Annotated in this window: 18 protein-coding genes; 6 read left to right on the forward strand and 12 right to left on the reverse strand. The window is 59.2% G+C overall.

Translation table 11 applies throughout. The features are described 5' to 3' along the window. Window positions 1-13: 13 nt before the first annotated feature. From A936_RS02880 to A936_RS02895, 4 genes are all read right to left on the reverse strand, one after another. Window positions 14-631 (reverse strand): response regulator transcription factor, encoded by a 618-nt coding sequence (locus tag A936_RS02880; protein WP_008454404.1) that lies wholly within the window; start codon window positions 629-631, stop codon window positions 14-16. Next, window positions 631-1938 carry a sensor histidine kinase gene (locus A936_RS02885; RefSeq protein WP_008454406.1) on the reverse strand — a complete coding sequence of 436 codons (1308 nt, stop codon included), beginning with the start codon at window positions 1936-1938 and terminating at the stop codon, window positions 631-633. The genes A936_RS02880 and A936_RS02885 overlap by 1 nt, the downstream gene beginning before the upstream one ends. A 111-nt stretch (window positions 1939-2049) precedes the next feature. After that, on the reverse strand, window positions 2050-3699 hold the full coding sequence (gene fumA / locus A936_RS02890; protein WP_008454408.1) for a class I fumarate hydratase FumA: 1650 nt from the start codon (window positions 3697-3699) through the stop codon (window positions 2050-2052). A gap of 55 nt (window positions 3700-3754) precedes the next feature. Further along, entirely contained in the window at window positions 3755-5266 is a 1512-nt protein-coding gene (locus tag A936_RS02895) for an anion permease (protein WP_008454410.1), read from the reverse strand. A 619-nt stretch (window positions 5267-5885) separates the two neighbouring features. Between A936_RS02895 and A936_RS02900 the strand changes: the two genes are divergently transcribed. Then, window positions 5886-8666, forward strand: coding sequence for a flavocytochrome c (locus A936_RS02900; protein WP_008454412.1), 2781 nt, complete (start codon window positions 5886-5888; stop codon window positions 8664-8666). A gap of 58 nt (window positions 8667-8724) precedes the next feature. Beyond that, the gene (locus A936_RS02905) at window positions 8725-9693 is read left to right on the forward strand and encodes an FAD:protein FMN transferase (protein ID WP_008454415.1); all 969 of its coding nucleotides are present in this window, start codon (window positions 8725-8727) and stop codon (window positions 9691-9693) included. Here A936_RS02905 and dcuR read toward each other — a convergent pair. From dcuR to A936_RS02920, 3 genes are all read right to left on the reverse strand, one after another. Further along, window positions 9674-10393 carry a two-component system response regulator DcuR gene (dcuR, locus tag A936_RS02910; protein ID WP_008454417.1) on the reverse strand — a complete coding sequence of 240 codons (720 nt, stop codon included), beginning with the start codon at window positions 10391-10393 and terminating at the stop codon, window positions 9674-9676. The genes A936_RS02905 and dcuR overlap by 20 nt on opposite strands. After that, window positions 10390-12012 (reverse strand): sensor histidine kinase, encoded by a 1623-nt coding sequence (locus A936_RS02915; protein ID WP_008454419.1) that lies wholly within the window; start codon window positions 12010-12012, stop codon window positions 10390-10392. Before A936_RS02915 ends, dcuR begins: the two co-directional genes overlap by 4 nt. Before the next feature lie 64 nt (window positions 12013-12076). Beyond that, the gene (locus A936_RS02920; protein WP_008454421.1) at window positions 12077-12841 is read right to left on the reverse strand and encodes an AraC family transcriptional regulator; all 765 of its coding nucleotides are present in this window, start codon (window positions 12839-12841) and stop codon (window positions 12077-12079) included. 180 nt (window positions 12842-13021) lie between these two features. Between A936_RS02920 and A936_RS02925 the strand changes: the two genes are divergently transcribed. From A936_RS02925 to A936_RS02940, 4 genes are read left to right on the forward strand one after another with little or no spacing between them, the layout of a single operon-like run. Further along, a complete protein-coding gene (locus A936_RS02925; RefSeq protein ID WP_008454423.1) occupies window positions 13022-15154 on the forward strand; it encodes a TonB-dependent siderophore receptor in 2133 nt (710 codons plus the stop codon). Between the two features lie 4 nt (window positions 15155-15158). Then, window positions 15159-16019 carry an iron-siderophore ABC transporter substrate-binding protein gene (locus A936_RS02930; protein WP_008454425.1) on the forward strand — a complete coding sequence of 287 codons (861 nt, stop codon included), beginning with the start codon at window positions 15159-15161 and terminating at the stop codon, window positions 16017-16019. Further along, the gene (fhuB, locus tag A936_RS02935) at window positions 16012-18009 is read left to right on the forward strand and encodes a Fe(3+)-hydroxamate ABC transporter permease FhuB (RefSeq protein WP_008454426.1); all 1998 of its coding nucleotides are present in this window, start codon (window positions 16012-16014) and stop codon (window positions 18007-18009) included. Before A936_RS02930 ends, fhuB begins: the two co-directional genes overlap by 8 nt. A 33-nt stretch (window positions 18010-18042) precedes the next feature. After that, window positions 18043-19662, forward strand: a complete 1620-nt coding sequence (locus A936_RS02940) for a cyclic peptide export ABC transporter (RefSeq protein ID WP_008454427.1) — start codon at window positions 18043-18045, stop codon at window positions 19660-19662. A gap of 9 nt (window positions 19663-19671) precedes the next feature. Here A936_RS02940 and A936_RS02945 read toward each other — a convergent pair whose 3' ends face one another. From A936_RS02945 to A936_RS02965, 5 genes are read right to left on the reverse strand one after another with little or no spacing between them, the layout of a single operon-like run. Beyond that, entirely contained in the window at window positions 19672-20637 is a 966-nt protein-coding gene (locus tag A936_RS02945; protein ID WP_008454429.1) for an ABC transporter ATP-binding protein, read from the reverse strand. Beyond that, window positions 20634-21614 carry an ABC transporter ATP-binding protein gene (locus A936_RS02950; RefSeq protein WP_008454431.1) on the reverse strand — a complete coding sequence of 327 codons (981 nt, stop codon included), beginning with the start codon at window positions 21612-21614 and terminating at the stop codon, window positions 20634-20636. The genes A936_RS02945 and A936_RS02950 overlap by 4 nt, the downstream gene beginning before the upstream one ends. Continuing rightward, window positions 21611-22558 (reverse strand): oligopeptide ABC transporter permease, encoded by a 948-nt coding sequence (gene opp4C / locus A936_RS02955; RefSeq protein ID WP_008454432.1) that lies wholly within the window; start codon window positions 22556-22558, stop codon window positions 21611-21613. Before opp4C ends, A936_RS02950 begins: the two co-directional genes overlap by 4 nt. Further along, window positions 22558-23517, reverse strand: a complete 960-nt coding sequence (locus tag A936_RS02960) for an ABC transporter permease (RefSeq protein ID WP_008454434.1) — start codon at window positions 23515-23517, stop codon at window positions 22558-22560. The genes opp4C and A936_RS02960 overlap by 1 nt, the downstream gene beginning before the upstream one ends. A gap of 53 nt (window positions 23518-23570) precedes the next feature. Beyond that, on the reverse strand, window positions 23571-25280 hold the full coding sequence (locus A936_RS02965) for an ABC transporter substrate-binding protein (RefSeq protein WP_442892455.1): 1710 nt from the start codon (window positions 25278-25280) through the stop codon (window positions 23571-23573). Between the last annotated feature and the right edge of the window lie 126 nt (window positions 25281-25406).

Here is a 25406-nt window from a genome sequence, read left to right on the forward strand (position 1 = left end):
TTTCCAGGTAGTTTTACTTAGTCTCTCTGGCGATGTCGCCGTAGGTTTTCAGCAGTTTGGGCAGCGAGTTGACTTCCAGTTTGGAGAAAATATTGGCGCGGTGCGCTTCCACGGTGCGCGGCGACAGCGAACACAGCTGCGCGATCTCCTTACTGGAATAGCCCTGAATAAGCTGCTTCAGCATCTCTTTTTCCCGCGCGGTGAGCGTGGCTAGCTTTTCCTGTAGCGGCTGCCATTGCTGCCGGGCTTCAACTTTCGCTTTCTGTTGTTCCATTGCGGTACCCACGACCTCGAACAGCAGATCGGCATCAACCGGCTTGGTCAGGAACTCAAAGGCACCGTTCTTAAAGGCGCGGCGGCATAAATCGATGTTGCCGTGTCCGGTCATGATAATCACCGGCAGCGCCAGGCCCTGCTGCGTCCACTCCTCCAGCAGCGTCAGCCCGGTTTTCCCTGGCATGCGGATATCGAGCAGCATACAGCCGTCGAGCTGGCTTAAGTCACCGGTGTTTTGCTGAAACGCCTGGGCGCTGTCAAAAGCCAGGGTTTGCCAACCGACGGTGGCAAGCAGCAGACTCAGCGAGTCACGAATGGCGGCGTCATCGTCAATCAGCCAGATACATGGTGCCATTATTTCTCCTCATCCTTAAGCGGGAACCACAGGCGGAAGCAGGCTCCGCCCGCTGATGTGTTGCCGGCCTCAATGGTGCCGTTCAGGCGCTGTACCAGCGTGTCGGCGAGCGCCATCCCCAGCCCGACGCCCTGCGCTCGGGTGGTGAAGAACGGAATAAAGACCTGTTCCAGCGCCTCAGGAGAAAGCCCCGGCCCGCCGTCGGTTACCGTCAGCGCGATGCCGTTATTATCCGAGCTTGCCTCCAGGTGTACCCAGCCTGCGCCGTTGGTTTGTGCCTGAATCGCGTTGCTGGCGATGTTATGCAGGATTTGCTCAACCCACAGCGGCGGGGCGATGAGCGGCGGCAGGTCGTCGGCAAAATGGCTGGTGACGCGGATTTTGCTGTGGCTCAGTTCGTTATCCAACAGTTTGCACACGCGCTGCCAGAGCGACGGGAGATCGACCCGCTGGTGCTCGGCGCGTTCGCTGGTGAGCTTCTGGCGAAATTGGCTAAGCAGGCCGTCGATGCGCTTTATCTGCAGCACGGCGGCGTCCAGCAGTTCTGGTACCTGAGCCGGATTATCCTGTTTAATCAGCCGTACTGCTGCCTGGTTATAGCTCATGATGGCGCTCAGCGGCTGGTTCAGCTCGTGCACCATGCCGGCCGCCAATTCTCCCATGGTATTGAGGCGCGTCAGTTCGGCGTAGCGGGCGCGCAGGTCGGCAATGTCCCGGCGGCGTTTGTTGGCCTGATATTGCGTCAGCAAGTAGATCGCCAGCGCCCAAAACAGCGCCGGGGATGCTATCAGCCACCAGGGCAGTTTCGCCCATGCCGGGCTGTCGCTGGCCGAAACTAAAAACGGCTGCGTCGGGCTGGCGACGGTTTTATCCCACTGCCAGTAACCCTTGTTGGCGGTGCCCTGTTCGCAAAGAAGAGTGTTATTCCAGCTGATGCTGAGGTGTTGAAACGTCTTTTTCTCGCCCAGCGTGTCGAGCAGCGTCGGGAGATCGATCAGCAGCGAGAGGTTAGGGCGGTTCAGCCAGTAGCGGCCATTGGCTTCTGGCACAATCGCCAGGCGAGGCTCCGGGTTGTCATGCCGTCGCCACTCGACGATCTGCGGCAGAATGTGCTGCACCTCAACGGCGTTTTGGCTGACGGGCAGCAGAGGAATGATGGCATCGTGCTGGGACAGCTTAACCGTGATTTCGCGGTAAAGAATGCGGAAGTCGGCGGATTTATCTTCGTACTGCTGCTGTAAAAACCAGGCGCCAAGTCCCGCACAGCTAAGCAGCGTGAGCAGTAGCCAGCTGATTATCCTTAACATGTGAAGTCCTTGCGTTGGCGTTGGCTGAAATGTGGCCTCAGTATGGGGTAACTTTGGGGCAAAAAAAAGCGGGCACCGTAGCGCCCGCCTTATTATCAGTATTCACTGAAATCAGTGCTTGTTACAGCCCGCGCACTGTTTGTTCTGGATCTGCTGGAAGAAGTCGTTGCCTTTGTCATCCACCAGGATAAACGCCGGGAAGTCTTCCACTTCGATTTTCCAGATAGCTTCCATACCCAGCTCAGGGTATTCCACCAGTTCAAGGCTCTTGATGCTGTTTTGCGCCAGCACCGCCGCCGGGCCACCGATGCTGCCGAGGTAGAAGCCGCCGTGTTTGTGGCAGGCGTCGGTCACTGGCTTGCTGCGGTTGCCTTTGGCCAGCATGATCATGCTGCCGCCGTTGGCCTGCAGCTGGTCCACGTAGGAGTCCATGCGGCCTGCCGTGGTTGGGCCCAGGGAACCGGAAGCGTAACCTTCCGGCGTTTTAGCCGGGCCAGCGTAGTAGATCGGGTGATCTTTCACGTACTGCGGCAGCGCTTCGCCGTTATCGAGGCGTTCTTTGAGCTTCGCGTGGGCGATGTCGCGTGCCACGATGATGGTGCCGCTAAGCGACAGGCGAGTGGACACCGGGAAGTCGGACAGCTGCGCGAGGATCTCTTTCATCGGGCGGTTCAGGTTCACTTTCACCGCTTCGCCTTCTCCGGCCTGGCGCAGCTCTTCCGGGATGTATTTGCCCGGATTGCTTTCCAGCTTCTCAATCCAGATGCCGTCTTTGTTGATTTTCGCCTTGATGTTGCGGTCGGCGGAGCAGGAGACGCCCATGCCGATTGGGCAGGATGCGCCGTGGCGTGGCAGACGAACGACGCGGATATCGTGGGCGAAGTATTTGCCGCCGAACTGCGCGCCCAGGCCAAGCTCCTGCGCTTCTTTCAGCAGCTCTTGCTCAAGCTGCACGTCGCGGAACGCCTGGCCGTGCTCGTTACCTTCGGTTGGCAGGCCGTCGTAGTAGTGGGTCGACGCCAGCTTCACGGTTTTCAGCGTGGATTCTGCGGAGGTGCCGCCAATCACAAACGCGACGTGATACGGCGGACAGGCTGCGGTGCCCAGCGTGCGCATTTTCTCCACCAGGTAATTTTTCAGCTTCGCCGGGGTGATCAGTGCTTTAGTTTCCTGATACAGATAGGTTTTGTTGGCAGAACCGCCGCCTTTGGCGACGCACAGGAATTTATATTCATCGCCGTCCACGCTGTAGAGGTCAATTTGTGCAGGCAGGTTGGTGCCGGTGTTCACCTCTTTGTACATATCCAGCGCGGCGTTCTGGGAGTAGCGCAGGTTATCTTCGATGTAGGTGTTGTACACGCCCTGAGACAGCGCCGCTTCATCGCCACCGCCGGTCCAGACGCGCTGGCCTTTTTTGCCCATGATGATGGCGGTGCCGGTATCCTGGCAGGTCGGCAGAATGCCCTTGGCCGAGATGTCTGAGTTACGCAGGAACTGCAGCGCGACGTACTTATCGTTTTCGCTGGCTTCCGGGTCGCTCAGGATATCCGCCACCTGCTGCTGGTGCGCCGGACGCAGCATAAACGCCGCATCGTGAAACGCCTGCTGAGCGAGCAGGGTCAGCGCCTGTGGCTCAACTTTAAGGATGGACTGGCCTTCAAATTCGCTGACGGAAACGTGGTCGCGGGTTAACAGGTAATATTCGGTGTCGTCATGCGCCAGCGGGAAGGGATTTTGGTAAACAAAAGGTTTGTTCGACATAGCTCGTTACTCCATAAAAATAAACCGCCGGAGGTTGCCCTCCAGCGGCTTTAAATCAGAACATCAGGGACATCCACGGATAACCAATCACCAGCAGCGCGGCCAGGAACAGGCCACCGAAGATGGTGCCCAGGCGCCAGTAATCTTTAGTTGGCAGGTAGCCGCTACCGTAGTAGATAGGGCTTGGGCCGGTGCCGTATGGAGTGATGATGCCCATGATACCCAGCGAGGTCACCATCAGCAGACAGAACACTTCCATATTCATGCCCGGAATGGTGGAGGCGATGGTCAGCATCGCTGGCAGCAGCGCGGTGGTGTGCGCGGTGGTGCTCGCAAACAGGTAGTGCAGCAGGTAGAACGCCAGCAGCAGGACAATGGTCGCGGTGCCTGGGGCGATACCGGTCATCAGCGCGCCGCCTTCTTTACCCAGCCAGGAGATGAAGCCGGTAGAAGACAGGCCATCGGCCAGGGCAACCAGGGTGGCGAACCAGACGAAGGTGTTCCACGCCGCTTTGTTATTGGTGATGTCGTTCCAGTTCAGAACGCCGGTCCACAGCATCAGCACGATAACCAGCAGGGCCGCAAGCGCAGGTTCAATCCAGCTTGCCGCGAAGATCCACATCACCAGCGCGGAGCAGACGAACACCAGCAGCAGGATTTCGTTGCGGGACAGTTTGCCCAGTTTTTCCAGTTCACGGCTCGCCCATTTTGGCACTTCGTCGTTCACTTTCACTTCAGGCGGGTAGAGCCAGTAAGCCAGCAGCGGCATGGTCAGCAGTAACAGCAGGCCCAGCGGCAGGAAGGCGAGGAACCACATGCCCCAGGAGATGTTGATGCCAACGATGCTTTTCACCAAAGCCAGTGCCAGCAGGTTAGGGGCCAGCGCAGAGAGGAACATTGAGCTGGTGATACAGGCTGCGGTGATAGCCACCCACATCAGGTAAGAACCGATTTTACGCGCGCTTGGGTCGTTAGGTTTTGAGCCATACAGCGGCGGCAGGTTAGCGATAATCGGGTAGATGGTCCCGCCGCTGCGTGCGGTGTTGGACGGGGTAAACGGTGCCAGCAGCAGGTCGGCGAAAGCAATGGCGTAGCCCAGCGTCAGGCTGCGGCGGCCAAGGTATTTCACCAGAATCAGCGCCAGTCGGCGGCCAAACTGGGTCTTATCGTAACCGGCAGCAAACATAAATGCGCCGAAGATAAGCCAGACGGTGGAGTTCCCGAAGCCGCTGACCGCCCATTTAAAGGAGGCTCCCGCCAGCTTGAATTTCGGGTCGGCCATTTGCTCCGGGCTGAACAGCAGCCACTGACTGCCGAGCGAAATGACGACGATCCCGGTCAGGCCGATAACGGCGCCCGGCAGCGGTTCGAAGATAAGCCCAACGATAACGCCGACGAAGACAGCGAAGAAGTGCCAGGCGTACGGCGGCAGGCCGTCTGGGACCGGAACCAGCATCAGCAACAGCGCCACAATGATGGGCAGGGCCATCATCAGCCAACGTTTGTTGTTGCCTGCTTTTTTATTGCTCTCTTTGAGCGGCGGTAGATTGGTGGTTATTACACTCATAATGACACCGTTATAAGGAGTTAAGGATTCGTTTTATATTTCCGCTTACTTTAGTTTTTAAACTTACTTTATTAATTAAACGCTCTTGGTTAGCGGTTGCGGAAATAGGTATTCATCGCTTTTTATCGGCGGTGAATTAAATTTTATGGATAGTTATATATTGCGCTTTCGGGGTATATGACAATTGATCGAGATCAAAAAAACAGATTCTGGTTATTCTTTTCGTAAAAAATAATAGTTCGTGTTTTAGCAGGGTTATTTACGGCGAAAAGTTATCAGTTTGATCATTAAAAAAGCGGCGCTCAGGTCATTTTTGATGTTTTTTGCTGACTCGATTCCGCTTGCCGCATGGTCTGGCGCGTGTTCACGGCGTGCATCCGGTAGGTAACTAAAATGTTATATTAATTTAATAAGCTGTTATCTTTTATATTTTAATTAATAACACGTTGTGGGTAATTGTGTTATTACGGTTCTTCAATAGTTTTTAAACTAACGTAAATAGTTTGGTAACTAAAAATAGTCTTATATTGTTGACATGCGAAATGGCCAATAACCAGAACGAAAATAGTGCCAGCAACCGAATTCTCAGTTTTAAATTTTAAAGTTTGGAGTCGACATTATGAGCACCGACAAAAACATGTTAAGCCCATTTACTTTACCTAACGGTACGGCGTTAAAAAATCGTCTGCTAATGGCACCGATGACTACCTGTACCGGGTATTTTGATGGCACCGTGACCGAAGAGCTGGTGGAGTACTACCGCGTCCGCGCCGGGAGCATCGGTACCATCGTGGTGGAATGCTGCTTTATTGACGATTTAGGCCTGGCCTTCCCTGGCGCTATCGGGATAGACACCGACGAAAAAATTGCTGGCCTGGCGAAAATCGCCGCCGCGATTAAAGCTGAAGGCTCCAGAGCCCTGCTGCAGATTTACCACGGCGGCCGCATGGTCGACCCTAAACTCATCGGTGGCCGCACGCCGGTTGGCCCAAGCGCGCTGGCCGCACCACGCGACGGTGCTGCAACACCGCGTGCCCTGACCACAGAAGAAGTGGCGGGCATGGTGACTAAATTTGGTGAGGCCGTTCGCCGCGCCATTCAGGCTGGTTTCGACGGTGTGGAAATCCACGGCGCGAACACCTATCTGATTCAACAGTTCTACTCCCCGAACTCAAACCAGCGTGATGACGAATGGGGCGGTAGCCGTGACAACCGCGCTAAGTTCCCGCTTGCCGTGCTGGATATCACCCATCAGATGGTGCGTCAGTTTGCTGACGATGCATTCATCATCGGCTACCGTTTCTCCCCGGAAGAGCTTGAAGTGCCTGGGATTCGTTTCGACGACACCATGTACCTGCTGGAAAAACTGGCCGAGCGAGGCCTGGACTACCTGCACTTCTCTCTGGGTTACTCGCTGCGTCCGTCCATTAACGACACCACCGACCCGACGCCGCTGATCAACAAATACTGTGCAATGCGCTCCGACGCGCTGGCGCAGATCCCGGTGATGGGCGTGGGCGGCATCGTGAATGCTTCCGACGTGGAAACCGCGCTGGAGCACGGGTATGACCTGGTGGCCGTTGGCCGCGCCTGCATTGCCTACCCGGACTGGACTGCCCGCATCGCCAACGGCGAAGTGCTGGAGCTGTTTATCGACAGCACCAAACGCGAAGAATTGACCATCCCTGAGCCGCTGTGGCGCTTCTCGCTGGTCGAGGCGATGATCCGTGACATGAGCATGGGCGGTGCCTCTAAATTTAAACCGGGGATCTTCGAAGAAACCGTCAGCGATGACGTCAACCAACTGGTGATTAACGTCAGCCTCGACAGCGATCGCATCGCCGATATCGCGCTGGCCGCTGGCCCGCAGGACGACGTGGAGTTCACCACTAACTTCGAAGAAATTCGTACCCGTATCCTGACCGCCAACTCGCCGTTTGTGGATGCCATTTCCGGCGCGACTTCCCAGAGCGAAGCGGTGAAAAAAGCCGTTTCTAAAGCGATGGTGAAATCCAGCAAGCAGCAGGCGTTTGAAGAAAGCGGCGGCGTTAGCGCCCCGCAGAGCTACGACGTGGTTGTGGTCGGCAGCGGCGGTGCAGGTCTGGCGGCGGCGATTCAGGCCCACGACGAAGGTGCCAGCGTGCTGATCGTTGAGAAAATGCCGTCCATCGGCGGGAACACCGTTAAGGCATCTGCCGGGATGAACGCGGCGGAAACCCGCTTCCAGCGCGTCAAAGGTATCTTCGACAGCAAAGAGCTGTTCTATGCCGAAACCCTGAAAGGCGGCTACAACAAAAATAACCCAGAGCTGCTGCACCGCTTTGTGGAAAACGCCCCACAGGCCATTGAGTGGCTGGCGGATCGCGGCATCATGCTGAACGACATCACCACCACCGGCGGGATGAGCATTGACCGCACCCACCGCCCACGTGACGGATCGGCGGTCGGCGGCTACCTGATCAGCGGCCTGCTGCGTAACATCAACAAACGCAGCATCGACGTGCTGATGGAAACGGCGGTAACGGAAATCCTGTTTGACCAGGGCGCAGTCAGCGGCGTGGCGCTGCTGACGGACGAAAACGAAGCGCTGACCATCCACGCGAAAAGCGTGATCGTGGCGACCGGCGGCTTCAGCGCCAACAGCTCGATGGTGGTGAAATACCGCCCGGATCTGGAAGGCTTTGTCACCACTAACCACAAAGGCGCCACGGGCGGCGGTATCGCGCTGCTGGAAAAACTGGGCGCAGGCACCGTGGATATGGGCGAAATACAGATTCACCCAACCGTGGAGCAAACCACCTCGTACCTGATTTCCGAGTCCATTCGCGGCGGCGGTGCCATCCTTGTGAACCAAAAAGGCAGCCGCTTCTTCAACGAAATGGAAACCCGCGATAAAGTGTCGGCGCAGATTATCGCGCTGCCGGAGAAATACGCTTACATCGTGTTCGACGAGAACGTTCGCACTAAAAACAAAGCGGCAGATGAGTACATCGCCAAAGGCTTTGTGGTCAGCGCCGAAGGGCCTCGCGAACTGGCGGAGAAACTGGGAATGGATTACCACACCTTCCTCGCCACGCTTGAGCGTTACAACGGCTTCGTGGAAAATCAGTACGACGAAGATTTTGGCCGTAAAACCGCGCTGCGCAACCCGATTAAAGATGGCCCGTTCCACGCCATCCGCATCGCCCCTGGGGTGCACCACACCATGGGCGGCGTGACCATCAACGCCGAAACCGAAGTGCTGGATAAACAGCATCAGGTTATCCCTGGCGCGTTCGCGGCGGGTGAAGTGGCCGGTGGTATTCACGGCGGCAACCGCATCGGCGGTAACGCGGTGGCGGATATTATTGTCTTTGGTACCCTGGCGGGCCATCAGGCGGCAAGCTGGGCAAAACGCTAAGCCCAACTGCGCTCCGGCCCTCGCCGGGGCGCAACCTTTTCAGCAAAAGGAGCCCGCTATGTCGCAACCCGAAGGTGTTTATGGCTACTCTGCCGTTTTAATGGGCTCGCCCATTCTCCTCAAGCTGTTCGAACCCAACGAAACTCTCGCCTCTCAGGTGTTCCGCCTGATCAAACAATACGAAGATCTGCTTACCGTGAACCGGGCCGAATCCCAGGTGATGAGCATTAATCACGCGGCGGGCAAACATCCGGTTGCCGTCAGCCGTCCGGTGTTCGAGCTTATCAAATGCGCCAAAGCCGCCAGCCTGTTCCCCGACAGTATTTTTAATCTCGCCATTGGCCCGCTGGTGAAGCGGTGGAAGATTGGTTTCAAGGGCGATAGCGTTCCGCCGGCAGAAGACATCGCCGCGCTGCTGCCGCGCACGCAGCCGCATCAGGTGGTGCTGGACGAAGCCGAAGGCAGCGTTTATCTGGCACATAGCGGGATGGAAATAGACCTGGGCGCGATAGCCAAGGGCTACATTGCCGACCGGGTACGCGACTTCCTGCAGCGGCAGGGCGTGGCGCAGGGGCTGATTAACCTCGGCGGCAACGTGCAGACGCTGGGCTCGCCGGAAGGCGGCTGGTCCATCGGGCTGAAAAAGCCGTTTAGCGGCCCGGAAGAGATGCTGGGCGTGATTGAGGTGGCGAACAAATCGGTGGTGACATCCGGCGTTTACGAGCGCTATTTCGAGCTGGACGGCAAACGCTATCACCATATTCTCGACCCGCGCACGGGCTACCCGCTGGATAACGACCTGGATAGCGTGACGATCGTCTCGACTGACTCGCTGGATGGGGACATCTGGACGACGTTGATTTACGGGATGGGATTAGAAAAGGGCGGCGCCGTGCTGGCGAATCGCCCCGATATCGAGGCGATTTTTGTCACCAAACAGCGAGAGATTATTCTCTCTTCCGCCAGCCAGTTCCGATTTACGTTACTGGATGACAGCTACCGGCTGATTACTGGCAGTACTGCTTGAGCAGGCCAAGCTGTTCGGCCTGCAGGCGATAGCGGTACACCGGGCGGCCGGTCATGCCGTAATGAATGCTGGTGAACAGGATATTGATCTGCGCCAGCCAGATCAGATACTTACGGCATGACACGCGAGAGATATTCACCGCCGCCGCCAGTTCGTCGGTGGAGAACTCTTCCGTCGGGTGGGTGTCGATCCACTGGCAAATGGTGCGCAGCGTTTGCGGCGTCAGCCCTTTCGGCAGGCGCTTGGCGTCCGCCACCACCGGGGAGCCACCGTGCAGCAGTCGGTCAACGTCCGCCTGCTCGTAATATTTGTGGGTGCCCATCAGGTTTTTCTTTTCGCGCCAGTTGGTTAACGCTTCTTCAAAGCGCGGGAACTGGAACGGTTTGATCAGGTAATCCACCACGCCGTAGTGCATCGACTTCTGGATAGTCGCCGCGTCCGCCGCCGAGGAGATAACGATCACATCGATGGTTTTTCCCGCTTCACGCAGCGTCGGCAGCAGATCCAGGCCGTTGTCCTGCTGCATATACACATCCAGCAGGATCAGATCTATTTTTAGCTCCGGGTTGCTGACCATCTCCCGCGCCTGTTTCAGCGTGGAGGCGGAACCGCAGCAGCTAAAGCCCGGGATTTGGCTGACGTAGGCGCGGTTAAGCTCCGCAACCATCGCATCATCATCAACAATTAAGACATTAATCACGCATTGTTCCTTTCACTATCCCAGGGTAACTGCACAAAGAATTGGGTGAAGACGCCGGGTTCTGACTCCACCTGAATACTGCCGCCAAGGCGCTCAAGCTGCTGCCTGGCAAGGAACAGCCCCACGCCACGCTGCTCGCCTTTGGTGGAGTAGCCTTTGTCAAAAATAGACTGAATATGGTCCGGCTCTATACCCGGTCCGTCGTCGCTGACTTCCACGCTTAGCACGCCGTTCTGGTAGTGCAGCAGCACGCCTACTTCGCCATCAGGCTGGTCGCCCATCGCGTCCAGCGCGTTTTCAATCAGGTTGCCCAGCGCGGTAATCAGCGCCATCACCTGAAGTTCGTTCGGGTTGTCCGGCAGCTGGCATTCGTCGGCAAGCGCCAGATGGTGGCCCGCTTCCCGCGCGCGGTTAATCTTGCCAATCAGGAACCCGGCAATCACCGGCGACTTAATTTTGCTCTGCAGCGTGCCAATTTCCGTCTGGTAATTGCTGGCGGTTTGCAGAATGTACTCTTCAAGCTTGTCGTAATGCTTAAGCTGCAGCAGGCCAAGAATGACGTGCAGCTTATTCATAAATTCGTGCGAGCGCTCGCGCAGCGCGTCGACATAATTCACCATGCCGTCTACACGCTGGGTCAACAAATTGATTTCAGTCTTGTCTCGGAAGGTACTGATGGCGCCGATCACCTGATTATTTATACGAATTGGCACCGCATTACACAAGACCAGGCGGCCATAGCTGATGATTTGCCGATCCTGAATCGGCGTGCCGGTGTGCAGCACTTCGCACAGCGTGGCCACCAGCGGCCCCGGCGGCACGGTTTTACCGAGGCGGAAATCGTCCGGGGAGAGCAGCATTTTGCGCGCCGCGTGGTTGATAAGCGTCACGCGGCCTTCGCGGTCAACGGCGATAATGCCCTCTTTAACGGACTGCAGCATAGCCTGGCGCTGCTCGAATAGCGCGGAGATTTCATACGGCTCAAAGCCGAACAGAATGCGTTTCAGCACCCGCACCAGCACCCAGGTGCCGAGCGAGCCGAACAGGGCGCTGAACAACACCGTCCAGAGCACGCTCCAGCGGCTCTTGCTGATCTGCTCGTCCACTTTGCTCAGCGAGATGCCGATGGCGACCACGCCTATCTGCTTATGCTGTTCGTTATAGACCGGCGTAAAGACGCGCAGGGCTTCCGCCAGCACACCGTGGTTGATCGACACATTCTCTTTGCCTTCCAGCGCCGGGAAAATGTCGTCGCCAATAAAATGCGAGCCAATATTGCCGGGTTGGGGATGCGAATAGCGAATGCCGTTCATGTCGGTCACTACCACGAACAGCAGGTCGTTACGCTCCTGCACGCGGGTGGCTACCGGCGGAATAATGTCCTTACTGTGGGGCTGCGTCAGGCCGTATTTGATCGTCGGATCGTCGGCCAGGGTTCTCGCCACCGCCAGCGCGGTGTCTTTCAGGCCGCTGCGGGTGGCGTTGCTGATCTGGATAAAATACAGGGCGTAAACCACAAGCAGCACCGAGCCGATAACGGCGCACAGCATCAGCGTCACCGAGGTGCTGAGTTTCATCGGGCGCTTGGCCGTCGTTTGCGGGGGCTTCGTGTCGCTCATGGTTGTTCCGGTCCGGGGCGCAAACGGTGATTATCGCCGATGGAACCGGATTGTAAAAGCCGTGTCAGAGATAGCGGCCAATATACCTCTGCGGGGAAACGCCCAGCTTTTTCCTGAACATAGCGATAAACGCGCTGCTGCTGGCGTAGCCGAGCGTGCTGGAAAGATTGCTGATGGTGGTGCCGCGCGCAAGGTGGCAGACGGCTTCCACCAGGTGCATTTGCTGCCGCCATTCGGTAAAGCTGAGCTGCGTCTCTTCCCGGAACAGCCTCGCCAGGGTTCTTTCGCTTGCGCCGACCCGTTTTCCCCACCAGGCCAGGGTTTCCCGCTGGGAAAGGTCGCTGCACAGCGCATCGCAAAGCTGGCGAATACGCCTGTCGTGGGGGAGGGTGATATGGCACAGGGCAATATCCTGCAGGCCCAGCAGCTCGTTGTGCAGCAGGTCGTGCAATAGCTGGCTTCGCTGCGGGTCGGCGGGTTTTTCCAGGCCAGCGACGGTCAGGGACTGAAACAGCGGCGTGACGGCCAGGCTGCGGCTGTGGCGGCTGAACGCGGCAGAGGCCGCTGGCGTCATGTAGAGATTGTGGGTGACCACGTTGCCGATGGCTTCCAGGCCGTGAGGCAGGCGCCCCGGCAGCCAAAGCGCGTGGCCAGGGGCGACGACCCAGACGTTTTGCTCGCTGCGGATTTTTGCCACGCCGCTGACCGGGTAAATCAGCTGGCCCTGCTCGTGGGCGTGAAACGGCTCCTGGCTTCCTGCGCTATAATGGAGTTCTCGTACTTCCAGAAACGCTTCCTGCGGACTCTGCTGTGTGAATTGCTTTATCATTTGTTGCCTGCCGTTCGTCCGATTCTCGCCATTTCATGATGCAGTAGCGCGTTAAGACAATCTCTGTCCGCTTTGCGATATCCCGTCAACCGATCGAGCTATTCTGCCACGGGTGCTCTTCTCTTTTAAAGGTGAATAATTATCATTTCGATCCTCTTCTTATAACATGATACGGTCGATATGAAACAGGGCGGATGGGTAAACGGGAACATGCCTTTAAAGGCGTTAAGTTGTGCGGTCTTTGCGGCGTGCGCGGGCTTTGCCCATGCAGCGGACAAACCGGCGGCACAGGACAGCACGATGGTTGTTACGGCCACGGCACCTTCTTCTTCCGGGCAGGAAGATGAAACCAATGTGGTGGCACATGAGGCGGTGGCTGGCACCAAATCCAGCTCGCTGATTAGCCGCACGCCGCAGAGTATTTCGGTGGTGACACAGGCGCAAATCGCGGCCATGGCGGCAAAAAACATTCCCCAGACGCTGCGCTACGTCGCGGGCGTCTCCTCGGAAGATGCCGGCCCGGATACCCGCTTTGACACCATCATGGTGCGTGGCTTTGAAGCCGACGAATATCTGGACGGCCTGCGCCTGCCGCGCGAAGCTTGGTGGAGCCGCCCGGCGTGGGATCCGTTCCTGCTCTCCCGCATTGAAGTGGTCAAAGGTCCGGCTTCGGTGCTCTACGGCCAGGCCAACCCCGGCGGCGTAGTGAATCTTGTCAGCAAAACGCCGCAGGCCCAGCCGGGCGGCCAGGTTTACGTCAGCGCCGGGAATAACAGCCAGTTTGGCACCGGCTTTGACGTCACCGGCCCGCTAACCGACAGCAAAGAGTGGCTTGGCCGCGTGGCGGGCACCTTCTTCGACACCAAAACGCAGGTCGATCATACCCGCTACCAGCACTACGACATTGCGCCGTCCGTGACCTGGCAGCCAAACGATCGCACCAGCCTGACGCTGCTGGCCCAGCTACGTCAGGATCCTGACACCGGTTTCTACAACATGCTGCCGGTCAAAGGCACGCTGGTGAACAACCCGAACGGTAATATTGGCACCCACTTCTACGGCGGCCAGCCGGGCTTTGATACCTACACCCGCAGGCAGGGCAGCATCGGCTATCAGTTCCGTACCGAATTGAACGATAACATTACGCTGCGCCAGAACGTGCGTTACATCAGCAGCAGCGCCGATTACCGCATGGTGTACCCGTTCGGGACGTACCCAACCCAGCCGCTGGTTGACCGCTACTCCATGAACCTTACCGAAACGATGAGTAACTTTGCGGCGGATAACCAGGGCGAGTTCCGCTTTGATACCGGGCCAGTGTCGCACACCGCGCTGCTCGGCGTGGATGTGATGCACTCCTCGGTGCGCAGCCAGGCGGGCTACGGCGACGCTGTGCCGCTGAATTACCTCAACCCGGACTACAGCACGCCGGTCGAGATCCCGGCGTTTACCAGCAACAGCCATTCGACGATGGATCAAACGGGGCTTTACCTGCAGGATCAGCTGACGCTGGACAACTGGGTGATGAGCCTCGCCGGGCGGTATGACAGCGCGCAAACCAAAGCGACCAACCTGCTGGACGGTTCTCACCAGACGCGCAATGACTACGCCACCACCGGCCGTGCGGGGCTGTTGTACCACTTTGATAACGGCATTGCGCCGTACATCAGCTATTCCACCTCGTTTGTGCCAAGCGCGGGTACCGGGTTTAACGGCAATGCGTTTAAGCCAACCAAAGGCAAGCAGACCGAAGTTGGGCTGAAGTACGATCCGGTCGGAATGGACGCGCTGTTTACTCTGGCGCTGTTCGATCTGCGTCAAACCAACGTCGCCACGCCGGATCCCGATCATGTGAATTACAGCGTGCAGACCGGAGAGATCCGCTCCCGTGGGATCGAACTGGAAGGTAAAGTGAACGTCACGCCAGCCTGGCAGATCCTCGCATCCTACTCGCTGACCGACCCGGAAGTGCTGCAGGCGAACGACGGCAGCGAAGGCAAACACCCGATGGGCATTTCCCGCAACCTGGCCAAGCTCTGGAGCCAGTACGCGTTCAGCGGCCCGCTGGATGGTTTCTCCCTCGGCGGCGGCGTGCGCTATGTCGGCCCAAGCTATGCGACAACGGATAACTCGCTGCAGGTGCCGGGCGCCACGGTGTATGACGCCCGCATCGGCTGGCAGTACCGCCAGTGGCAGGTTGCCCTTAACGCCGCTAACCTGACGAACAAAACCTACCTTGCAGCCTGCCAAAACAACGGCTGTGAGTACGCGGTTAAGCGTCAGTACGTGGCAACGTTAAGCTACCAGTGGTAAGCGAATGCTCTCCCGCAGACGTTTACTGACCTTTGCGCTGGCCGCCCCGTTTATCGGGGCGGCTGGTGCCGTTTCCGGGCCTCCGCAGCGCCTGGCCGTGCTGGACTGGGGGCTGACTGAGCTGATTCTGGCGCTTGGCGTGAGGCCGCAGTCGGTATCTGCCCCCGACTGGTATCGCAAGCTGATAGGCACGCCGGAACTGCCCGCCAGCGTGGTGGATATCGGCCTGCTGTTTCAGCCAAACCTCGAAACCCTGTATGCGCTAAAGCCCGATCTGATCGTTATCACGCCGGGTCACGCGCTTCTTAAGCCTCAGTTGGATCGTATTGCGCCCACGCTGACGCTGCCAACCGGCAGTCTCGCCGAATGGCAAATTTCCCTCGATAAGCTGGCTGTTGTACTCCAGCGCCAGGCGCAGGCTCGTGCGGTCACGGCGGCTTTTGAGCAGGCTGCGATTCGTGCCAGAGAATCCGCTTCTGCTTATCAACGTCCGCTGTTTATCGCCACGCCGGTAGACGCGCTGCATATGCGGCTTTACGGCGCGGGCAGCCTTGCCGGAGATGTGCTGTCGCGCTGCGGTTTCAGCAATGCCTGGCGCGGCGGCGTTAACGCGCAGGGCGAGGCTATGGTCGAGCTGACGCGCATTGGGACAGACAATGCCGGGCTGATTCTTTTGCCGGAGGACGGGCAATGGCCGCAGATCCAACGCTGGCAGAGTTCACTGCTCTGGCAGCGCCTGCCGCTCACTTCTCAGACTCAGTTGGCGTTCCCGGCGCAAAAATTCAATTCCGGTGGTGCGCTGGTGACGGCCACGCGCATTGCCGAAGCATTGGGGCAAATCGTGGCGGGGTGGCAGCATGGCTGAGACGGGAAAAACGACGGCTTCCTGGCTGCTGATCGCCGGGCTTTGGCTGGCGAGCATCGTCATGGCGCTGCAAAACGTCGCGCAGCACGACGGGCTTCTGCACGGCCTGAACGTGCTGTTTAGCTCGAAAATGGCCGACGCGCAGGCGGTGATCCTGCACTCCATGTGGTTCCCACGCCAGGTGATGGCTTTACTCGGCGGCGCCGTACTGGCCCTTTGCGGCTGGCTGATGCAGCGGGCGCTGCGCAATCCGCTGGCGGAACCGATTACCCTCGGCATGACTTCCGGCGCAACGCTGGCTTTGGGTGTGGCGTCGATGTGGTTCCCGGCGACGCTGCTCTCTGCACGAACCGGCATAGTGATTACCGGGGAAGTTGTCGCTTTGCTGCTGGTGTTGCTGCTTTCCTGGCGGCAGCGCCTGTCGCCGCTGGTGATGATTCAGGCGGGGATGTTGGTCAACCTGTGGTGCGGCTCGCTGACGATGATCATGGCGGTGATCAACGACCGTTTTCTGCTGACGGTGCTGATGTGGGGCGGCGGTTCGCTGGCGCAGCAGGACTGGAGCGGCGTGACGGCGATTCTGCCCTGGCTCGGGCTGTGCGGCCTGGCTTTGCTGTTGTTGCTGCGCCCGCTGGCGCTGCTCAGGCTCCCGGAGGCGATGGTGAGCAGCCTGGGGGCTTCTCCGCTGCTGATCCGTTCGGTAGCGATGGCGCTGGCGCTGGTGATGAGCGCCTTAATCATTAACAGCGTCGGGGTGATTGGTTTTATCGGCCTGGCCGCCCCGCACCTGGCGCGCTTAGGTGGGGCGCGTACCACCCGGCAAATGCTCAGCCACTCGCTGCTTATTGGGGCCGGTTTGCTGTGGTTCACCGACCTGTGCGTCAGCCGTATCACGCTGCTGGACGGGCAGCTGCTGCCGGTGGGGATGTTAACTGCCCTGACCGGCGGCCCGCTGCTAATCCTGCTGGCGGGCAAGGCCCGGCACCAGGTACTGGATACCACGCCTTCAGCTTACGAAGGCGAAGCGGGCGGCGTGCGCTTCCCGGCGGGCATGGCTTCTGCGCTGCTGCTGGTGGCTGTTGTGCTGTCGCTGTTTGTCGGCCAGGGGCTGCACGGCTGGCACTGGACGACCCTTGCGGAGCAACCCGCTTTGCTGCCGATGCGCCTGCCGCGCCTGCTGGCGGCATTGAGCGCCGGGGCTTTGCTGGCGGCGGCGGGCGTGTTGATGCAGCGCGTCAGCGGTAACCCGCTGGCAAGCCCGGAGATCCTCGGCATTGGCGGCGGGGCGGCGATGGGCGTGACGGCATTTCTGCTGCTGTTCCCCATGGGCGGAACGGGGCTGATGATCCTCAGCAGCGCCACCGGGGCGCTGATCAGCCTGCTGGTAACGCTGTGGAGCAGCCGCCAGAGCGCCTTTAACCCGCAGCGGGTGCTGCTGAACGGTCTGGCGCTGAACGCGCTGTTCCAGGCCATCGCCAGCATTGTGATGCTGAATAACCGCCAGGCCAGTTCGATGCTGCTGCAGCTGATGACCGGCAGCACCTACTACGTCAATAACGGCATCGCCATCGGCGTGTTCTTCGCCATGTTGCTGCTGTTGGCGGTTTCTCCGCTGTGCAAACGCTGGCTACTGCTGCTGCCGCTCGGGCAGGTGAGCGGTTCGCTGGGCGTGAATGTCGCCAGGGCGAGGATTAGCGTGCTGGCGCTGGCCGCATTGATGACCGGGCTGGCCACGCTGATCGTCGGGCCGGTGTCGTTTGTCGGGCTGCTGGGGCCGCATCTGGCGAGAAAAGCCGGCGCGAAACGCCCGATGGCGCAGCTGTTCACCGCTGCGCTGCTGTCCGCGCTGATTATGGTGCTGGCGGACTGGATGGGCCGCAATTTTCTCTATCCGCGTCAGCTGCCCGTGGGGCTGGTGGCGTCGCTGGTCGGCGTACCGCTGCTGGTATGGCCGCTGATCCGTAGCCGGGCGCATACACATCAACAATAGCGCCGGCAGAGTAATGTCGAAAAGGAAGTAACAATGTCTCTGTTAATGATGCTGTTCCGCCTGGTGGGCGGCTGGCTGGTGCTGGCGGCGTTTGCCAGCGTGGTCAGCGGGTTAAGCAACGCCTCGCTGCTGGCGGTGATCAACCATAGCCTGACGCTGCCGCCCGGCGGGCTGGCCGACGTGGCGCTGAAGTTTGTGTTGCTGGCCGCGTTAATGCTGGGCACCCGCGTGCTGGCCGAAACGCTGTTTATGTGGCTCGGGCAAAAAGTGAAGGCCACGCTGCGCAAAGACGTGGTGGATCACGTCAGCGAAACCGCCTGGGCGCAGCTGGAGAAAACCGGCATGGCAAAAGCGGTGTCCATTCTGACTCAGGATCTCGACACGCTGGTGGTCTTTTTCGTCAGCCTGCCGGGGCTGCTTATCTATGGGGCGGCGATTGTCGGCTGCCTGATTTACCTCGGCACGCTGTCGTGGCAGGTCCTGCTGCTGGCGCTGCTGGTGCTTGGCCTGGGGGCGATGGGCTACCGCGCCGCCCACGGTAAAGCGTTGGGGCTGTTGCGTAGCTCGCGGCAGCGGGAAGATACGCTGATTGCCCAGTGTAAAAAACTGTTCGATGGCGGGCGCGAGTTTCGCCTGAACCCGTCGCGCAGGCGGCATTTTGTCGACGGACCACTGAGCGAGAATATCGAGGCGGTGCGCATCGAACGCACTCGTGGGTATGTGTTTTACGGCCTGGCGAAGAGCTGGGGTAGCGTGCTGTTCTTCGCGTTTATCGGCGTGGTGCTTTACTGGCTGCGGGAGTCGCTGGCGCTGAGTTCGGCGGTGATGACCGGCTACACGATGATTTTTCTGTACATGATTGTGCCGGTGGAAGGCGTTTTGTCGGCGCTGCCGACGGTGACCAGCGCCCGCATCGCGCTCCAGCGAATCGCCCAGCTTAAAACCGATCTGCCGCAGGAAAAGCTGCTGCCGCTGAAAAGCCCGCCGCGTTTTGACGGCCTTGAGCTGGCCGATATTCGCTACGAATATCAGGGCGAAGAGGGGGAACGTTTTACTCTCGGGCCGCTTAATCTTCGTTTCACTCAGGGCGAGCTGGTCTTTCTGGTGGGCGGCAACGGCAGCGGGAAAACCACGCTGGCCAATCTGCTGGTGGGCCTTTACCCGCCGGACAGCGGCGACCTCCGACTAAACGGCAGGCTGATAACGCCCGAGCAGCGTGAGATCTACCGCCAGCATTTTGCCGTGGTATTCAATGATTTCTTCCTGTTCGATGACGTGGATAACGTCCACGAGCGCACGGCGGACCAGGTGAACAAGCTGCTGCATCTGCTGAAGCTCGACCACAAAGTGGCCTTCCGGCGCGGGCGTTTCTCGACCACCGCGCTTTCTCAGGGGCAGCGTAAACGTCTCGCGCTGCTGCAGGCGTGGCTGGAGAATCGGCCTTTTTATCTGTTTGACGAATGGGCGGCGGATCAGGATCCCGGTTTTAAAGAGGTGTTCTACAAAGTGCTGCTGCCGATGCTGAAAGCGGAAGGCAAAACGGTGCTCGCCATTACCCACGACGACCGCTATTTCCCGCTGGCGGACAGGCTGATCAAGCTGGAGTCAGGGCAGGTGGTGGCAGACAGCGTATTCAGGCCACTGTCTGCCTGAATCACAGAGTTACACCAAATGACACGCGACGCGATGAGCATCGCCCACTTCCCGCAGCGCCGGGACCTCCTGGCGGCAGCGGTCGGTGACCAGCGGGCAGCGCGAGGAGAAGCGGCAGCCGGAAGGCGGGCGAGAAGGATCTGGGATTTCGCCCTGAATGGCGGCCACCGGCTCGCTGTCCGGATCCAGCGTCGGAACCGCGGCTAACAGCGCCTGCGTATACGGGTGCAGTGGTCGGCTGAACAGCGTGTCGCGGCTGGCGGTTTCCACCAGTTGGCCGAGATACATCACCGCGACGTCGTCGCAGAGGTGCTCCACCACGCCGAGATCGTGCGAGATAAACAGAAACGTCACGCCGCGTTCGTCGCGCAGATCGGAAAACAGGTTGATGATCTGCGCCTGAATGGAGACGTCGAGCGCCGAGATCGGTTCGTCCGCAATAATAAAATCGGGGTTAAGGATCAGCGCGCGGGCAATACCGATGCGCTGGCGCTGGCCGCCGGAAAACTCATGCGGGAAACGGGTGTAATGCTGCGGTGCCAGCCCGCAAATCTTCATCACTTCCAGCACCTTGTCCCGCAGTTCGGCGCGGGTGCACAGCTTGTGCTCCAGCATCGCTTCCCCGATGGCATCGCCCACGCGGATGCGCGGGTTTAAAGAGCTGTAAGGATCCTGAAATACCAGCTGGATTTGGGGGCGCAGCGCCCGCGATTCTTTGGCGCTCAACTCACTCAATTCTTTGCCGCGATACTTCACGCTACCGGCGGTTTTGTCATACAGGCCAAGCAGGGTGCGGCCAACGGTGGTTTTTCCGCTGCCGGACTCGCCCACGAGGCCGAAAATCGTGCCCTGGCGAATGTTGAAGCTGACGCCGTCGACCGCGCGCAGCTCACCAGTTTGTTGGCCAAAAAGCCCGTCGCGCAGCGGGAAGTGTTTTTTGAGCCCTTCGACTTCAATAACGTACTGAGTGTTCACGATGCGGACTCCGCTAACTCACTGTAAAAACAGGCGGCCTGGCGCTGCTGGCCGAGCAGCGACGGAATGCCCTGGCGGCAGCGATCGGTGGCGCGTTCACAGCGATCGGTAAAGGCGCAGTAGGGCGGCAGGGCGGCTAAATCGGGCACCTGGCCGGGGATCGAATAGAGCCTGCGGCGGCGTTCGCCGGGAACAGGCCGGGAAGAAATCAGGCCTTTGGTATAAGGGTGCAGCGGATTGCGGAGCACCTCCGCCGTTGGCCCCTGCTCAACGATGCGCCCGGCATACATCACCACGACGTGTTCGGCCATCTGGGCGATAACGCCGAGATCGTGGGTGATCAGCATCAGCGCCATACGGTGCTGGCGAGCCTGATCCCGCAATAGACGCAGGATCTGCGCCTGAACGGTGACGTCCAGCGCCGTCGTCGGCTCATCGGCGATCAGCAGCTTTGGCCTGCAGCTCAGCGCCATGGCGATCATCACGCGCTGTAACATCCCGCCGGAAAGCTGGTGCGGGTAGCAGGCCATCAGGCTTTCCGCTCGCGCCAGCCCGACGTCGGTCAGCATTTGTGTCGCCAGCTGCCAGGCGGCCTTGGGCGTTTCGCCCCGGTGGCGGATCAGCGGCTCGCAAAGCTGGTCGCCGATAGTCAGCACCGGGTTCAGGGCGGTCATCGGCTCCTGGAAAATCATCGCCAGTTCGTTGCCGCGCAAATCTGCCATCTGCGCGGGCTTCAGGCCCAGCAGATTTTTCCCCTGAAACAGGATTTCGCCGCCGTCGATACGTGCCGCCTGCGGAGGCAGCAGCCCCATCAGCGACATGGCGGTCACGCTTTTGCCGCAGCCTGACTCGCCGACGACGCCGACGGTTTGCCCGGCGCGAACGGTAAACGACACGTCCTGCACGGCACGCACGCGCCCATGCTCTCCGGCGAAGGAGAGGGAAAGGTTATTGAACTCAATCAGCGCTTCGTTCATTTCGCGCCTCGCTTCATTTTCGGATCCAGCGCATCGCGCAGGCCGTCGCCCAGCACGTTAATGGCGATCACGGTGATAAAAATGGCGATACCCGGCGGCATCCACAGCCACGGGCGGCGCTGGAAGTCGATCAGGCTGTTGGCGCTGTCCATCATGTTGCCCCACGAAGGCGTGGGCGGCACGACGCCGAGGCCGAGGTAGCTCAGCGCGGACTCCATCAGAATGGCGTTGGCCACCGCCATCGTCGCCATCACCACCAGAATTGGAATGGTGTTCGGCAGCAAGTGCCCGAACAGGCGGCGGCGGGCGGAAAGGCCTAATACGCGGGTCGCCAGCATAAAATCGCGCTCACGCAGGGAGAGAATTTGCCCGCGCACCAGGCGCGCCAGCTTCGGCCACTCTAGCAGGCTCAGCATGATAACCACCATGTAAATGCGCGAGTCCGGCGAGAAGTCGAGCTCCGACAGCATCGCGCCCGCGACGATCAGCAGCGGCAGGCTGGGAATGGTCATCACCAGATCCGCCAGGCGCATAATCAGTTTGTCGGTCCAGCCGCCGAGATAGCCGGAAATCGCGCCGAGCAGGTAGCCGAGGGTAACCGAGAGCAGCATGGTCAGCAGGCCGATAATTAATGAGATGCGCCCGGCCAGCAGCAGGCGGGTGTAGACATCGCGCCCGAGGAAGTCGGTGCCCAGCCAGTGGATTTCGCCAGGCGGCTTGTTGATCATCAGGGCGTCGGTGGCGTCGTCCTTCCACGGCGACCAGAGCGGCCCCAGGGCGCACCAGATTGCCATCACTATCAGCAGAATCAGGCAGAACATCGCCAGGCGGTTGCGCCTCAGCGCCTGCCAGGCCTGATGCCACGGGGAAGGCGTCACCTGTGCCAGCGCCGGAATTTCGGCTTTGCGCAGGCGGCGATTGGTAGAAAACAGAGAACTGAGCATCACGACCTCACCCGAATGCGCGGGTCGGCCCACGCGTAAAGCACGTCGGCAATCAGGTTGCCGAGGATGGTCAGTACCGCCAGAAACAGCGTGAAGCCCATCAGAACCGGGTAGTCACGGGCGGCGAGGGAATCAATATGAATGTGGCCGGCGCCCGGCCAGTTAAAGACCTTTTCGGTAATGATTGCCCCGGAGAACAGCCCCGGCAGCTCAAAGCCCAGCAGGGTGATGATCGGCAGCAGCGCATTGCGCAGGGCGTGTTTAAGAATAACGGTATGCTCGCGCAGCCCCTTGGCGCGGGCGGTGCGGATAAAGTCCATTTTCACCACGTCGAGCATACTGGCGCGGAAGTAGCGCGTCAGGCTGCCCGCCTGCAGCATCACCAGCGCGAGTACGGGCAGCACAAGGTGGGCGGCAACCTGCACGACGTAGGCCCAGCCGGTGGCGTCGCTGCCGGTGTTGGTCATGCCGCCGACTGGCAGCCAGTGCAGGTCTACCGCGAACCACTTGATCAGCAGCAGGCAGAGGAAAAAGGTCGGGAAAGACATGGCGGCGAACACCAGCACGCTGACCAGATGATCAAACAGCGAATTGGGTCTCATGGCCGAAACAATCCCCACCGCCAGACCAATCCCCCAGTAAAACACCAGCGCAATGGCGGCCAGCAGGAAAGAGTTCCAGATGTACTGGTTCAGCAATTGGCTAACGGGGATTTGATATTGCAGAGAGAAGCCCAGGTCTCCCGTCAGCAGTTGCCCAAGCCAGTGAAGGTAGCGGGTGAACAGCGGCTGGTCGAGGCCGTAAATTGCTTTGAGCTCGGCAGCGCGGGCGGCGGTCAGCGTAATATTGCCGTCGATAAAATCCCCGGGCGTTTTTGCAAACAGCATAAAGATAATAAACGAGGCGAGCAGCAGCATCGGCAGGGTTTGCAGCAGGCGGCGCAGAATAAAATTTTTCATCACGTTCTCACTGCCGCCGCCCCGGTGAAAGGGTGGCGGCAAGGGTTACTGCGTTACTTAACGATTTTCACATCCGGCAGGCTGCCGGTCAGGCCGTTGTAGATGTCTGGCTTAAAGCCGGTGACGCGGGCGCTGCTGGCGGACAGGATTTTGCGGTTGCCGAGCAGAATCGCCGGGGGATCTGCCGCCAGTACTTTATACAGCTCGTGGTAGATTGCCTTGCGCTTTTCTTCGTCGAGGATGGCATTGCCTTCGTTAATCAGCTTGTCCACCTGCGGATTGTTATAGCCGGATTCTTTGGCTTCGGTGCTGTAGTAATCCCACACGCCGTCGTGCGGATCGTTCAGCGTGCTGGTGCTAAAGGAGGCCAGATCGTAGTTGCCCGCTTTACGCTGCGCCATCAGGGCATTGAAGTCGACAACCTGCGGCTTCAGCAGCACGCCGATCTGCTGCCAGTTCTCTTTGGCGATAGGGATCAGCGCGTCGTTCAGCACTTTTTTGCTGACCAGCAGCGTCAGCTCCAGGCGCTTGCCGTCCTTCACGCGGATGCCGTCCGGGCCAGGCTTCCAGCCTGCTTCATCCAGTAGTTTTTTCGCCTGCGCCTGATCGAATTTATACGGGTTCACGCCCTCCGGGTTATAAGCCCAGGAAATCGGCGAGATCGGCTCGTTGGCGACCGTGCCGTAGCCCTGGTAGACCACGTCGATCAGTTTTTGGCGATCCAGACCGTAGATCAGCGCCTGGCGAACTTTTACGTCCTGCAGCGCCGGGCGGCGAACGTTGAATTCGACCTTGCTGTAGTCGCTGGAGCCGTAAAGGTTGATATTGGCGAAGCCCAGTAGTTTTAGCTGCTCAATATCATCCGGGCGGGAAGTAAAGGCGTCGTAATCCGTCTCGCCGGTCTGGAACAGCTGGAAGTTGGTGGACGGGTTAGTCACGCGGTAAATAAAGCGCGGCGTTGGCGGGGTGCCGCGATAGAAATGGGTGTTGGCGTGGAAGCGAATTTCCTGCCCTGGGATGTATTTCTCATACACATACGGGCCGTTGCCCAGCGGTTTGCCGTGCAGGGTACGCAGGTAATCCAGGTTGCCGCGCTGGTAGCCTTTGCCGTAGTACGCCTTCGATAGCACGGGGCCGCCGATTTTGCCTGGCGTGGTCGCACCCGGCTGGGTGGTGGTGACCTGCAGCGTGAGCGGGTCAATCACCTTCAGGCCGCTGACGCTGTCGGCTTTCCCGGCTTTGTATTCGGCACCGCCCGCGATGTTGGCGAGCGTGATGTCGGTATCGCCATCATATTTCGGGTCATACAGCACGGTGAGCGTGAACGCGACGTCTTCGGCGGTCAGCGGGGAACCGTCGCTAAAGGTCAGGCCAGGGCGCAGTTTGATGGTATAGACTTTGCCATCCGGGCTGACCGTCCAGCTTTCGGCGAGGCCAGGGACCAGATTGCCATGGCTGTCCCAGTCGATCAGGCGTGAGAAAATGACGTTGGTGACGTTTTCATCCCAGCCGTTAACGAAGAAGTAAGGGTTGAAGATCCCCTGAGGTTCGGAAATCCCGGCGACCACGGTGTCTTTGCGCAGCTTGGCCGTGGCCGGGATTTGACTGGCGTCGGTGGCGGGCGTGATGCCCTCTTTTAAGAGGTCATCGGCCGCCGCCGCGCCGGAGAAAGCCACCACGCTGCTAATCAGGGCTGCCTGTAAGGCCAGGCGAAAGCGCGTGGGTTTTGTTTGTAATGCGTCAAGTAACCTGGCCAATAGCATTCCCTCAAGATTTTTTGCTGTAAAATTTACAAATCATGACGAAAGATAAAAGCCCAGATCTTGCCTGTCTAATAACGAAACGCTATGCCTTATACTCGTCATTCTTCAAGCTATACCCGCGTTGAC

The sequence above is a fragment of the Enterobacter sp. Ag1 genome (genome assembly GCA_000277545.1).
Lineage (GTDB): Bacteria > Pseudomonadota > Gammaproteobacteria > Enterobacterales > Enterobacteriaceae > Cedecea.